9 protein-coding genes are annotated in these 14,100 nt (G+C 72.4%); 4 read left to right on the top strand and 5 right to left on the bottom strand.

From position 1 onward, the window contains the following. Positions 1 to 6: 6 nt before the first annotated feature. Entirely contained in the window at positions 7 to 1,869 is a 1,863-nt protein-coding gene (locus VET29_RS03720; protein ID WP_324914659.1) for an Hsp70 family protein, read from the bottom strand. 212 nt (positions 1,870 to 2,081) lie between these two features. On the opposite strand from VET29_RS03720, the gene VET29_RS03715 reads away from it, so the two are divergent. Both VET29_RS03715 and VET29_RS03710 read left to right on the top strand, forming a co-directional pair. After that, positions 2,082 to 2,606, top strand: a complete 525-nt coding sequence (locus VET29_RS03715) for a histidine kinase (protein WP_324914654.1) — start codon at positions 2,082 to 2,084, stop codon at positions 2,604 to 2,606. Beyond that, positions 2,597 to 3,253 (top strand): response regulator transcription factor, encoded by a 657-nt coding sequence (locus VET29_RS03710; protein WP_324914651.1) that lies wholly within the window; start codon positions 2,597 to 2,599, stop codon positions 3,251 to 3,253. Before VET29_RS03715 ends, VET29_RS03710 begins: the two co-directional genes overlap by 10 nt. A 197-nt stretch (positions 3,254 to 3,450) precedes the next feature. Here VET29_RS03710 and VET29_RS03705 read toward each other — a convergent pair whose 3' ends face one another. After that, positions 3,451 to 4,374 (bottom strand): sensor histidine kinase, encoded by a 924-nt coding sequence (locus VET29_RS03705; protein WP_324914648.1) that lies wholly within the window; start codon positions 4,372 to 4,374, stop codon positions 3,451 to 3,453. 205 nt (positions 4,375 to 4,579) lie between these two features. Here VET29_RS03705 and VET29_RS03700 point away from each other — a divergent pair, with 205 nt between their 5' ends. After that, positions 4,580 to 5,464 (top strand): alpha/beta hydrolase family protein, encoded by an 885-nt coding sequence (locus tag VET29_RS03700; RefSeq protein ID WP_324914646.1) that lies wholly within the window; start codon positions 4,580 to 4,582, stop codon positions 5,462 to 5,464. Positions 5,465 to 5,615: 151 nt separating this feature from the next. Beyond that, a complete protein-coding gene (locus tag VET29_RS03695; RefSeq protein ID WP_324914642.1) occupies positions 5,616 to 6,854 on the top strand; it encodes a helix-turn-helix domain-containing protein in 1,239 nt (412 codons plus the stop codon). Here VET29_RS03695 and VET29_RS03690 read toward each other — a convergent pair. The 3 genes from VET29_RS03690 to VET29_RS03680 form a co-directional block, all read right to left on the bottom strand. Further along, a complete protein-coding gene (locus VET29_RS03690; RefSeq protein ID WP_324914640.1) occupies positions 6,851 to 7,855 on the bottom strand; it encodes an alpha/beta hydrolase family protein in 1,005 nt (334 codons plus the stop codon). The genes VET29_RS03695 and VET29_RS03690 overlap by 4 nt on opposite strands. An 11-nt stretch (positions 7,856 to 7,866) precedes the next feature. Then, a complete protein-coding gene (locus VET29_RS03685; RefSeq protein WP_324914638.1) occupies positions 7,867 to 9,441 on the bottom strand; it encodes an acyl-CoA carboxylase subunit beta in 1,575 nt (524 codons plus the stop codon). Then, positions 9,438 to 14,100, bottom strand: a 4,663-nt coding sequence (locus tag VET29_RS03680) for an SDR family NAD(P)-dependent oxidoreductase (protein ID WP_324914634.1), incomplete at its 5' end; no start/stop codon positions are given. The genes VET29_RS03685 and VET29_RS03680, both read right to left, overlap by 4 nt.

The following is a 14,100-nucleotide window of genomic DNA, read 5'->3' as shown; positions in this document are numbered from 1 at the left end:
AGGCCCCTAACTCAGGTCCTTACACGGGGTGGCGTCTGTCACATTCGCCTCCCAGCGGATGTTCGAGAACGTGGCGTCGAAGGCGCCCGCGGTGTAGACGAGAAAGGGGGTGTTGACCATCGCGGCGTTGAGGCCGTGCGCGGTGAAGCAGGTCAACGGGATCTTGACCGTGACCTTGCCGCCCGGCGGCATGCCGCGGAACACCTTGGTGGCCTCGACCTCCGAGGCGCACGGGTAGATGCAGTGCACGGCCACCGTCGTGCGGTCGGCCGGCGCCGTGTGCACCACCGCGTCGAACACCAGCGCGCCCCGTGAGCTCACGTACGACCTCAGGTCCCGCGCGTCGGCGATGTTCTGGATGTAGATCTGCCCCGGTGACCCGCCTGCCCACTTCACCCGCAGGCCGCCCTGGCCGTCCGGCCCCGCCGCGATCGGCTTCTGGCGGGCGCCCTCCTCGCCGAAGTCCACGCCCGCCCAGTTGTCCGTCGAGGCGATGAGACTGTGGAACGGCGGCACCGGACCGTTGTTGTACACCCACAGCGTCGGCAGGTCGCTCTGCGACTGCTGGGTCGGCTCGGTCCTGGTCGAGGTCGACCTGGACCCGCCCGCCGGCGGCGCGATGGACGGCGCCACCGCCGTGGACGTCGTGGTCGTCGAGTCGCTCCCGGTCAGGGAGGACCCGGCGCTCGCCTCGTGCAGGGGCTCGTTGCCGGCGGTCAGGATCAGCGTCGTCACGGCGGCCACGAGCCCGACCACCGCCGCCGCGGCCACCGGCACCAGCCACTTCCGCCGCCGCCCCACGGGAACCCCGGTGGCCGCCGTCCGCCGCGGGAAGCCACCCGGTCGCGACACCGGCGTGAGCCGCAGGGTCGGCTCCTGGGCGGAGCTCGCGGCGGTGGCCGCGGCGCCGAGCGCGACGGTGAACTTCGGGTGCAGCGCCGCCCGCACCGGCTTGCCGAACTCCTCGTGCACGAACTGCTGCACCAGCGGGATGCGCGACGAGCCGCCGGCCAGCAGGATCGCCGACAGGTCCTCGGGCCGCAGGCCGGCGGACGAGATCGTCCGGCGCAGCCCGTCGGTGGTCAGCCGCACGGACGGCCGGATCATGTCGTTCAGCTGTAGCCGGGTGATCGTCAGCCGGCGTGGGCCCGACGGCAGCGGCACGGTCAGCTCGACGTCCGGCTCGGTCGACAGCGTCTCCTTGGCCCGCACGCACCGCGCGCGGGCCTCGGCCAGCGCGGCGGCCTGCACCGGGTCGGTCCGGTCGAGGGCGCTGATCGCCCCGTCGAGCCGCTCGTCGACGTGGGCGAGCATGGTCTCGTCGAAGTCGATGCCACCGAGGTGCTCGATGCCCTCCGGCGTGCCGAGGATCTCCATCCCGCCGGAGCGTATGCGCAGGATCGTGGTGTCGAACGTGCCGCCGCCCAGGTCGTACACGGCGACGACCGCGCCGTCGCCCAGCGTGCGCTCGACCGAGTAGTGCGTGGCGGCCGCCTCCGGCTCGGTGATCAGCTCGGTCGACGGAATGTTCGCGAGCCGCGGCACCTCGGCGAAGTGCTCACGCCGGTACGGTCCCCAGATCGCCGGGCAGGTCAGCACGACCGAGTCCGGCGGCTCGCCCTCGACACGTGTCACGTGGCTGAGCACGTCACGCAGCTGCGCGGCCATCAGCGCGGCGGGGGAGTAGGCGGCCCCGCCCAGGACCAGGGGCGTCGGGTCACCGAGGCGCCGCTTGAAGCCGCGGGCGAGCCGGCTGGAGTCGCCGCCGGACCGTGCCGCGTGCTCGGCCGCAGCGCCGGTGAGTAACCTGCCGCCGGGCGTCGCGTAGACCACGGACGGGATCACCACACCGGGGGACATCGGCACCATCCGTGTTCCTCCGGGGCCGTGCACCGCCACTGAGGCGAACGACGTGCCGAGATCGATGCCCACTCCATACGGCATTGCGCAACTCCCCGCGTCCGATCGGCGACAGCCGGTAGGAATCCTAAAGGTGGGTGGGGATGTCCCTACCTTCTGGTGGGGTCGGCACCCTTGCTCATGCCCGTTCGGGCAAGCAGGCTGGTGCGGTGGGTGGAGTCGTGCGTGGGACGTCGCGGTCGGGCACATGGTTGCGCGCACCCGACCGCGATGTCGCGCGGATGCGGTGTGACCTCGAACGCACCCTCCACGACGGCGCGGCCGCGGACATGTCCGCGCTCGCTCTGGAACTAGGCTTGATCTCCATGGCGGCCGAAGACCCCGACACCGAAGCACGAATCGACGCGGCCCTCGGCATGCTGCGCCGCACCATCGACGACCTTCGTGGCATCGGCTCCGCGCTGTACCCGCCGGTGCTGGTCTCGGCCGGGCTCGAGCCGGCCCTGCGGTCGGTCGCCGAGCGTCGTGACCTGCGGCTGCGGCTGGACCTGCCCCGGCGTGAGCTGGGCATGGAGGCCCGGTCGCGCACGGGGTTGCTGGTCGTGGACCACCTGCACACCCTGTGCCCCGGCAGTGCCGTGCGGATCCGGGTGCGCGGGCGGCGGTTCGTCCGCGTGCGCATCACCGACGAGCAGCCGGGGTGGCCTGGACCGCGCCACCACCGGGCGGTGCTGCGATGCGCGTAGCCATCGCCGAGGACGGTGCCCTGTTCCGTGAGGGGCTCGTCCTGCTCCTGGAGGCTGCGGGCCACGAGGTGGTCGGCTGCGTCGCGGACGGGGACTCGCTGCTGAAGATCGTCGCCACCGAGCCGGTCGACGTCGCCATCCTGGACATCCGCATGCCGCCGGAGCCGGACGGTGGCCTGACCACCGCCGAACGCATCCGCGCGCTGCGACCCGACACCGGGTTGCTGCTGCTGTCGCACTACGCCGAGACGCACTACCTCATGCGGGTACTGGAGATCGGCGCCGAGCGGATCGGCTACCGCCTCAAGGAGCGGATCGCGGGCGTGCAGGTGCTAGCCGACACCCTGGACCGCATCACCGCCGGCGAGATCGTCATCGAGCCGGCACTGGCGAAGCGGCTGGTCCAGGCGCCGGCCGACAGCCCGCTCGCGACGCTGTCCGAGCGGGAGCTGGACGTGCTGCGCCTGATGGCCGAGGGCCGCACCAACAACGCCATCGCGAAGGAGCTGTACGTCTCCCCGAAGGCCGTGGAAAAGCACAGCGCGGCCATCTTCGCCAAACTCGCCCTCCCCGGCGACCAAACCGTCCACCACCGCCGCGTCCTAGCCGTACTCGCCTACCTACGCGCCCAAAAAATCGACGGCTAACCCCCCGAGTCCCATGTTCGTGCAGATCGCGAGTCCCGCGTTCACCCATAGCGAGTCCCGCGTTCGCACCTACCGAGTCCCGGTTTCATGCACACCGGCGGGCAGGACCTGCACGAAACCGCAACTCGGTGTGCGTGAACGCGGGACTCGATGTGTTTGAACGCGGGACTCGGGGTGTTTGGACGCGGGACTCGCGGTTACAGGGGGACGAAGCCGCTGACTTGGGTGCCCTTGCCTGGGGCGGAGGTGATCTCGACCGTGCCGCCTACGTCGGCGGCGCGGGTGGTCAGGTTGCGGAGGCCTGAGCTTGACCGTACGACGAAACCCGGGCCGTTGTCGGTGACCGTGAACTCCAGGCCGCGGTAGCTGTCGCGTGCGGACAGCGTGATCGCCGCGCCCGGGGCGTGCTTGTGGGCGTTGTTCACGGCCTCCATGCACACGAAGTACACCGCCGACTCGACCACCGACGGGTACCGCCGGCGCAGCTCGTCGATGTCGAGGGTGACGTCGGTGTGGCTGGCCAGCTCGGCCCGCAGGGCCGCCGCGAGGCCGCCCGTGACCAGGGCGACCGGCAGCACACCGCCCGCCGTGTCGATCAGCACCCGCTCGGCGGTGTCCAGCCGGTCGAGCAGGTCGTCCACGCCGCGGCCGGTGTGCTCGACGAGCGCGAGCCGCATCCGCAGCGCGACCAGGTGGTGCTGCGCGCCGTCGTGCAGGTCGCGTTCCAGGCCGCGCCGCTCCTGCTCCATCTCCGCCGCCGCCCGCCACCGGTCGTCCACCAGCCTCCGGGCGGCCGCGTCGCCGTCGCGCCGGAGCCGGTCGGTCTCGGTGGTCAGGCGGATCACCGCCAGCGGCAGGCCCAGCACGGCGGCGACGCCGGGCATCGGCCCGACGGACTCGGGTGCGATCGCGAGGACGCCCTGGGGCTCACCACCGTGGGTGACGACCTGCTCCAGCCACTGGCCGCCCTCGCCCCACTGGTAACGCTCACCCGCGACGACCAGCGCGCAGCCGGTGGCACCCGCGGCCGTGCCGATAGCCGCCGCGAGCAGCCGAGGATCCGGCGCCGGTCCGAGGCACGCCGCGACCGCCTCGATGACCCGCCGCTCCCGTGCCCGCACTCGGCGAACGGTAACACCCGCCGCGGTAATGCCACCATTCGCGCCCGCGTGACAAATGGCCAGCGCCTTTTCACTAACGCGGATGACAGTTCCCGCGGCCGTCATTGAAATGGCGGTCGCGACATGGTTACCGTCGAGTAGCTCCAGCGATTAGCGCGGTATTCCACAAATCAAGGAGAGGAACAACGACGTGCCCTCGCCGAGAATGACGACGCGAAGAAATCCGCTGTCGACGCTGGTACTGACCCTCGCACTGGGACTTGTCGGCGCCAACGTCGAGACCGCGGTGGCGGCCACCAACCCGTACGAGCGCGGGCCGGCCCCGACCCTCCAGAGCATCTCGGCGCCGACCGGACCGTTCGCGACCTCGTCGGCGACCGTGCCGGCACAGAGCGGCTTCGGCGGCGGCACGATCTACTTCCCGACCGACACGAGCCAGGGCACGTTCGGCGCGGTGGCCGTCTCGCCGGGCTTCACCGAGCTGCAGCTCGCGATCTCCTGGCTCGGCCCGCGCCTCGCGTCGCAGGGGTTCGTGGTGTTCACGATCGACACGCTCGGCGTGTTCGACTTCCCGGACCCCCGCGCCGACCAGCTGCTGGCCGCGCTGGACTACCTGACCACCACCAGCGCCGTGCGCGCCCGCGTCGACCGCACCCGGCTGGGGGTGATGGGCCACTCGATGGGCGGCGGCGCCTCGCTGTCGGCGGCCGGCAGGCGGCCGTCGCTGCGGGCGGCCATCCCGCTCGCGGGCTGGCACACCACCAAGAACTGGTCGAACGTGCGCGTTCCCACGCTGCTCGTGGCTGCCCAGAACGACGCGATCGCCCCGAACAGCGACCACTCGCTGCCGTTCTACGACTCGCTGCCGGCCAACCTGGCCAAGGCGTACCTGGAGCTGCGCGGCGCCGACCACAACACGACGAACTCGCCGAACACCACGGCCGCCCGGTTCGCCATCTCGTGGCTCAAGCGCTTCATCGACAACGACACCCGCTACGACCAGTTCCTCTGCCCGACGCCGCAGGCGGACACGAACATCTCTCGCTACCTGTCCACGTGCCCGTACGTGACAGGTGCCGCCGCCGCGTAACCACCCTGTGGCACAAGGGTTCTGCCCGGTCGGACCACCGGCCGGGCAGAACCCTTCTGTTGACCGTGTTCGGGCCGGTCTTCTAGTCTTCTTTCAGCAGTGGGGCGGTAGTCCGGAGTGCGCCGGTTTCAGTGGCAATGGAGAGCGCACGATGACGCGTCCGCAGGCGACGAGGAACCAGCCCTACCCGGGCAACCCCTGGACCGCGCTGCCGGTCATGGTCGCGGATGCCTTGCGCCCCAACCTGGACGCCATCGCGTCCGAGATGGTCGACGTGATCCGCCGCGAGGTGCCCCGCTACCGGCGTCCCCTCGACTCCGAGCTGGGCCGGGACCTGGTGGCGGCCGTGCGGCGCGCGCTGGTCCAGTTCGTCGAGCTGATCGAGAACCCGACCGGCCCGCAGGAGCACCACAGCACGTTCTTCCGCCGCCTCGGCAAGGCGGAGTACCTGGCCGGCCGCAACATGGACGAGCTGCAGGCCGCCTACCGCGTCGGCGCGCGGGTGGGCAGCCGCCGCTACACCGAGATCGCGCAGGCCGTCGGGCTGCCGACTGGCACCGTGCTGCTGCTCTCCGAGGCCGTTCTCGTGCACATCGACGAGCTGGCGAAGGAGTCGGTCCGCGGCTACACCGAGGCGCGGCTGCGCAGCATCGGCGACCTGGCGGCCCGCCGCCGCGCGCTGGCCGAGCGGCTGCTGGAGCGCAGCGGGGACCCGGCCGGCTCGAAGCTGGAGGTCCTTTCCTACCAGGCGGACTGGCCACTGCCGGAGACACTGGCGTGCGTCGTCGTCGACGTGCCCGGCCTGGAGCTGGTCCCGGACGCGATGCTCGACACCGACGTCCTGGTGCTGGCCCACAGCGGCGAGGCGCTCCTGTTCGTGCCCGGTCCGGACGTGCCGGAGCGGCTGGCACGGTTGCGGCGGCTGCTGTCCTGGCAGGTGGCGGCGCTCGGGCCGAGCGTGTCGCCCGCGGAGGCGTGGCTGTCGGCGCGGTGCGCGCGCCTGGCGCTGTGGCACGCCCGCAACGGCGCGCTGACGCCCACCGACGGCATGGTGGTCGCGGACGACCACCTGGCCGAGCTGATCCTGCTCGGCGGCGAGCACATCGGCCGGCTGCTGTCGACCGATGTGCTGTCCGCACTGTCGGACCTGCCGGCGGGCAAGGCGAGCCGGCTGGAGGCGACCCTGGCCGCGTTGCTGCGTTCGATGAACCGGTCCGCACCGGAGGTCGCGACCGCACTGGGGATCCACCCGCAGACGGCGCGTTACCGGTTGCGGCAGCTGGAGGGCCTGTTCGGCGACCGCCTGGCCGACCCGGACTTCCGGTTCGCGGCCGAGCTCGTGCTGCGCGGCAGAATCCTGCGGCGCGGCACGAGCCCGAACGGGGGTTAGACGCCGAGCCTGGCGGTAAGGAATGCCCAGGAGCGGTGCAGCTCGCGTTCCCAGTAGGGCCAGGAATGCGTGCCGGGACCGTAGAAATCGGCGGTTACCGGAATGCCGAGCTGCTGTGCGCGGTTGACGAAGGTCTGGGTCGCCGACTGCGCGCTCGGCTCGAGCAGGAAATCGCCGCCCTCGTTGCTGGTGCCCGGGTCGAACGGCCCGGCGACCCCGTTCCCGCTGGACACGTACAGGGCCGTGCCGCGTAGCTTCTCCAGGTTGTCCGCGGGGTTGTGGGAGTGCCAGAGGCTCGGGTTGAGGAACTCGGAGCCCCACAGCAGCAGGTAGTTGAAGAACCCCTCACGGATCAGGATCGCCTTGAGGATGGCCGGGATCCCGAAGCCCATGGTGTCGAGCACGCCGCTGTAGGAGGCGGCGGTGAGGAACATGCCGGGGTGGCGGAAGGCGTAGTGCATGGCCCCGAACCCGCCGATCGAGATGCCGGCGATCGCGCGCTGCGTGCCGGCCCGGTAGCCGCGTTCGAGGATCTGCCGCACCTCGGTGACGTGGAAGGTCTCCCAGTCCGGCTTGTTGGACAGGCCGAAGTTCCACCAGGCGCTGAACATCCCGGCAGAGCCGTCGGTGGGCATCACGACCATGACCGGCGAGCTCGCGGTCAGCTCCTCGACGTCGGTGAACTGGGTCCAGGACTGGTAGTCGGCGGGCTCGCAGCAGCCGTGCATCAGCCAGACCTGCGGCCAGGTGCGGGTTGGCTGGCTGTCCCAGCCCTGCGGCAGGAGCACCCGCACCATCCCGGTGGTGCCGAGCGCCGGCGAGTTGATCTTCAGGTCGAGGGTGCGGGCGTCGATCCTGGTCTCCTGGACGACGGTGGCCCCGTCGTCGGCCGAGACCGCGGTGGCCGTCGCCGGGGCGGCGGCGATGGCGGGTGGGGTCGACAGCACGCCGGCGGCGAGGGCCAGCAGTCCGACCAGCGCCACACCGCGCTTGCTTCTCATGGTGCGTCTCCTTACAGCGGGATGTTGCCGTGTTTCTTCGCCGGGGGGCGGCGACGCTTGGTCCGCATGGCCCGCAGCGCCCCGGCGACCTCCAGCCGGGTGGTCGCCGGCCGGATGACCTGGTCCACGTAGCCGCGCTCGGCGGCCGCGTAGGGACTGGCGAACTGGCGCCGGTACTCGTCGACCAGCCGCTGCCGCAGGGCGTCCCGCTCGCCGGGCGGGCAGTCCCGCAGCGCCCGCCGGTGCAGCACGGTGACGGCGGCCTCCGCGCCGAGCACGGCGATCTCGGCGGTGGGCCAGGCGAGGTTGACGTCGGCGCCGAGATGCTTGGAGCCCATCACGGCGTAGCCGCCGCCGTACGCCTTGCGCAGCACGACCGTCACCTTGGGCACGGTGGCCTCGGCGTAGGCGTAGATCAGCTTGGCGCCGCGGCGGATGATGCCGCCGTGCTCCTGGTCCCGCCCCGGCAGGTAGCCGGGGACATCGGCGAAGGTGAGCAGCGGGATGCCGAACGCGTCGCAGAACCGCATGAACCGCGCGGCCTTCTCCGAGGCGTGGATGTCGATGACCCCGGCCATCCGCAGTGGCTGGTTGGCGACGACACCCACCGAGTGGCCCTCGACCCGGCCGAACCCGCAGATCATGTTGGGCCCGAAGTCCGGCTGTGTCTCGAGGAACTCCGCGTCGTCGAGCACGGCCTCGATCACCTGGCGCATGTCGTAGGCGCGGCTCTGGGCGTCCGGGATCAGCTCGTCGAGCGCGAGGTCCCGCCGGGTCAGGTCCGGGCTGGTCGGGTCGGCGTACTCGGGGGCCGGTTCGAGGTAGTTGGCGGGCAGGAAGCCGATGAGCGTGCGCACCCAGTCGATGGCGTCGTGCTCGTCGGTGGCCCGGTAGTGCGTGTTCCCGGAGACCGCGCTGTTGACGGCGGCGCCGCCGAGGTCGTCCCGGCTCACCGTCTCGCCGCTGATGGCGGTCACGACCTCGGGCCCGGTGACGAACATGTGCGAGATCTCGTCGACCATGACGGTGAAGTCGGTGATGGCGGGGGAGTAGACCGCGCCGCCCGCGCACGGCCCCATGATCATGGAGATCTGCGGCACCACACCGGACAGGTGCACGTTGCGTGCCGCGATCTCGGCGTAGTAGGCGAGTGCGGTGACCCCTTCCTGTATCCGCGCGCCCCCGGAGTCGTTGATGCCCACGATGGGACACCCGATCTCCGCGGCGAGGTCCATGATCTTGATGACCTTCCGCCCGAAGGCCTCGCCGAGACTGCCGCCGAGCACGGAGAAGTCCTGGGAGAACAGGCAGATCGGCCGTCCGTCCACGGTGGCCCGGCCGGTGACGACCCCGTCGCCGTAGGGCCGGTTGGCGCCAAGGCCGAAGTCCGTGCACCGATGCCGCACGAACCGGTCGAGCTCGACGAACGAGCCGGGGTCGGCGAGCAGCTCGATCCGCTCCCGGGCGGTGAGCTTTCCCTTGGCGTGCTGGCGGTCCGCGGCCTCCTTCTCCGCGGTCCGCAGCACCTCCTCGTCCCGGTCGGCGAGATCGGCGATCCGGTAGGCGGTCGTCAGCTCCTCAGTCATTGCCGGTCCAGCAGGGCCGAGATCCGCGCGGCGACGACGTCGACGTTGGGCGGGTCGACCATGGAGATGTGGTCTCCCGGCGCGTCGTGCACGACGAGGTTCGGGCAGTACCGGTCCCAGCCGAGGGCCCGGTCGGTACGCAGGTAACGCGGATCGAGCTCGGTGGTCAGCGGATGCGGTTGCCTGGCACGGAACAGCACGACCTCACCGGCGTACGGCGCCGGCCGGTACCGCTCGGCGACCCGAGCGTCCACATAGGACGTGTACTGGTGCTCGAGAACGGCCTCACCCATCCCCGGCACCCGCGCCCGAAGCCGCGCGAGGACGAGCGGGAACCGTTCCTCGTCGCGGAGGTGGTCGACGTCGGCGAGCCCGAGGTCGACCTGGTAGGTCCGCTCGACGTACTCGACGAACCGCCGGAACCGGCCGGTGAGGTAGTCGTCGTCCTGCGACTCCAGTGGAAGGATGGTGTCGACGAGGAAGAGCGCGCCGATTTCGTGGCCGGCGCCGGCGAGGCGCCGCGCGGTCTCGTAGGCGAGACAGCCACCGAAGGACCATCCGCCGAGCCGGTAGGGCCCGTTGGGCTGACGCTCCAGAATCGACTCGGCGTACCGCGCGGCCTTGTCCTCGACGGTCTCGCGGTCGGGGAGCCGTTCCAGCCCGAAACAGGGGACGCCGTCGAGCAGCTTGACGAGCGGCCCGTAGACGGCGGTGGAGCCACCCGCGGGATGGAACAGGAACAACGGCGCGGCGGCACCCCGGTCGGACAGCACTCGGACGGCCCCACCACCGTGCCCTTCGAGCACGGGGCGGAGGAGGTCGGCCATCCCCGCGATGGTGGGCGTCGCGAACAGGTCACCGTCGGGCATGGCCTCCCCGAGGTCGCCGGCGATCCGCTCGCGTAGCCGTTCGGCGTTGCCCGCGAACGGAAGGTGCACGTTCTCCGGCCGCTCGCCGAGGACCTCGTGCCACATCCGCGCGACCCACCGCTCGGCGAAGTCCCGGGTGCCGGGCCCCGCCGTCCCGCCAGCCACCCGCACCGCTTCGGTGGCTGCCGGTCGCGACCGGTCCCCTCCTTCGGTCCCTGAGGCCAACTCGCCCGCCACGTGGACGGCCAGCTCACGCAGGCTCGCGCCCCGCAGCAGGAGCGGCAGCGGCAGGTGCAGGCCGAAGTCCCGCTCGATCGCCGCCCTCGCGCGCATGGCGAGCAGGGAGTCCATGCCCAGCGACGTCAGCGGCGCCTCGACGTCGAGCCGGCCGGCGGTCGTGCGCATCATCTCCGCCACCGTCGACCGGATGTGCTCCTCGATCGCGGGGACCGTGTGTTCCCCCGACCAGGACGGCGCGGCGGCGGGCACGTCGTCGGGCAGCAGCGCGCCGATGAACGGCCGCTCCGCCAGCGCGGGAAACAGACCCGTGACCCGCGCCGCGTCGAAGCGCACCACCGCTGCCCGCGGCAACCCGGCCGCCAGGATCGCCTCCAGTGCCGGCATGGCCTCGGCCGGGCTCAGCCGGTCCAGGATGGCGTTGTCGTTGGTCGCCGCGCCGCCGACCTCGCGCCACGCTCCCCATTGGACGGTCGTCGCCGGCACACCCTGTGCGCGCAGGGACCCGCAGAACTCGTCGAGCCAGGCGTTGGCCGTCGCGTACGCGGCCTGTCCCGGCGAGCCGAACAGACCCGCCGCCGAGGAGTACGCGACCCACCAGTCCAGCTCGTGACCCTCGCACGCGGCGGCCAACCGTTGCGCGCCAGACGTCTTCGCGCGCCAGGCGACGTCGAGGTCGGCCGAGGACATCGCGAGCACGGCGCCGTCGGCCAGCGCGCCGGCCGCGTGCAGCGCTCCGCGCAGCGGCTTCCCGTCCTCGGTGGCGGCCGCCACCACCTCCTCGGCGACCCCCGGCGACGCGATGTCACCGGTGACGACCCGCAGCTCACAGCCCGGCAGGTCCGGCAGCGGCGCCGATGGTGGCCGTCGGCCGGACAGCACCACGCGCGTGGCGCCCCGGTCGGCCAGCCACCGCGCGGCGACCCGGCCCAACCCGCCCAGACCGCCGGTGACCACGTACGCCCCGGCACGGACGACCGGGGCGTCCCCGGCCCGGGCCGGCCCGGGAGACACGGGTGCGACCCTGCGTACGTACCGTCGGCCGCCACGCCAGGCGACCTCGTCCTCGGGGCTGCCGGCGAGCACCTCCGCGACGAGCGCGTCGCCGGTGTCGACCTCCAGCCACGTGGCCCGCAACTCGGGATGCTCGAAGGCAAGCACCCGCACGAGGCCACGCAGGGCCGCCGAGGACGTGACGAGCCACAACCGGGGCGTGCCGGCCAGCGAGCGCACGACCTCGGCGGCACGCAGCACGGCGTCCCGCGACTCGTCCACAGTGGACGCGGGAAGGAACACGACCACGTCGTCGGCGGGCGGCACGACGGATCCCAGCGGGAGGACCCGCACATCGTGCCCGGCGAACAAGTCCCGCGCACCGGGTGGGACGCCCTCACCCAGCAGCACGACCCGCCGAGCCTTCCCGGATCCCCGCGCGAGCGGCTGTGCCAGCCAGTCCGCCTGGTAGCACAGCAGCTCCGGCGGCGCGACGAGGTCCGCCCTGTCGGCGGGCGTCGACCGCACGTCCGAGAACTCGACCAACACCACACCGTCGTCGTCGAGCAACCGCCCGTCCTCGACCCGCACACCGTGCCGAGGGTCGCCGTGCACGCGGACCCCGCCGACGGAGGTCACCAACTCGCCGGGCGGCTCGAGCTGAACGCGTTCCGGATCCACCACATACCGAGAGGACACCGGAGGCGCGGTCTCCACGGTGGCGACCGCGTGGAGTGTCCACTCCGAACGCGACCGCGCGAACACCGAGATCTCACGCCCGTCCGCCGAGACGCACACCTCGGTGGCCGCACCCGGCACGAGCGGCCGGACCACCCGCAGCCCACGCAACGAGACCCCACCGAGCAGGTCGCGCCCAGCCGCCATGACCAGCTCGACGAACCCGGCGGCGGGAAACACCGGAAGCCCGAACAAGGTGTGCCGCGTGACCCACGGAGCCGGCCTCAGCTCGCCGTACCAGACATGCCGCCCCGGCTCCGGGAGGTCGATCCGCGCCCCCAGCAAGGGATGCGTACCCGCCCGCGTCCCCGCCGGTCGCGCGGCGGTCCAGTGCCGCCGGCGCCGCCACACCGGTCCGGGCAGGTCGACGACCGCCCGCCGCGGGTACCGTGCCGTCAGCACGTCGCGGTGGCCGGCGGCGTACCACGCGGCCACCGCGTCGGCGAACCCGTTGCCGTCCCGGCGAAGCGTGGCCAGCACCCGGACACCGGGGTCGTCGGCGGTCTGCTCGACCGAGGCGGTGGCGATCGGGTGCGGCGAGACCTCGACGAACTCGCGGTACCCGTCGGCCAGGGCGGCCGCGACCGCCTGGGTGAACCGCACCGGCCGCCGGACGTTGGCGACCCAGTAGTCGTCGTCGGCGCCGATGGGCCGCCCGTCGAACACGGTGGAGTAGGAGGGCACCACCGGCGCGGCGCTCTCGAGCCCGGCAAGCCGCTCACGCAGTGGCGCCATGATCGGCTCCACGGCGGCGGAATGACCGGCTCCGCCGACCCGAAGCCGCCGAGCGAGCCCGCCTCGTCCCTCCACATGCGACACGAGACCGTCGACGCTGGCCGCCGGACCGGACACGGTGGAGTGCCGGGGTGAGGCATGCACGGCCACGCCGACGCCGGGGAACCGGCCGGCGAGCCGCACCACCTCACCGGCCGGCAGCTCGACCATGGCCATGGCCCCGTCACCGGCGGAGTCGATCCCCGCGAGCAGCGACGACCGGGCCACGACGACGCGCAGCCCGTCCCCGAGCGACAGGGCCCCGGACACGACGGCGGCAGCGACCTCCCCGACCGAGTGCCCGATCACCGCCGCGGGGGTGACGCCGTGCGCGCGCCAGAGCGCCGACAGGGCGAGCTGCATGCCGAAGGTGGCCGTCTGCCGCATGGCGAGATCGCCGAGCTCGTCCGAGACCAGGAGGCTCGTGAGGGTGGCGCCGGTCCGCGCGAGGAACTCGGGATCGAGCTCCCTTACGGCGTCGCGAAAGGCCGGCTCGTGCGCGAGCAGCCGCTGCCCCATGCCGGCCCAGTAGGACCCGTACCCGGAGAAGACGAAGACGGGCCCGCCCGGGGAGCCTTCGGGTTCGGCCGCGAGGTGTGGCTGCCCACCGGCGAGCGCGGACAACCGCTCCCGCAGCTCGTCGACGGACCCGGCGACGACCACCGCCCCGACCGAACCGGTGTCACAGCCGTGCACGAGCGCGGCGGCGACGTCGGCGAGGTCATCGGTGTCGAGCCACTCCGCCAGTGAGCCGGCGCGGTCGGCCAGCCTCTTCTCGTCGGCCGCCCAGAGGGCGAACACCTCCGGCCGCCCCACCACCCGCGCCGCCCGCCGTGCCCCGCCGGATGGCCACTCCTCCAGCACCACATGCGCGTTCGTCCCGCCGAAGCCGAAGGCCGACACACCCGCCCTGGCCACCCCGCCATACCGTGGCCACCGGCTCGGCTCGGCCACCACCCGCAGCCCCGTGAAGTCGATCCGGGGGTTCGGCTCGCCGAAGTGTAGCGACGGCGGGATCCGCCCATGACGCAGCGCCAGCACCACCTTG

The sequence above is a fragment of the Actinophytocola sp. genome, from assembly GCF_035634895.1.
In the GTDB taxonomy this organism is placed as follows: Bacteria; Actinomycetota; Actinomycetes; order Mycobacteriales; family Pseudonocardiaceae; genus Actinophytocola.
This window is presented reverse-complemented; position numbering and strand designations above follow the sequence as displayed.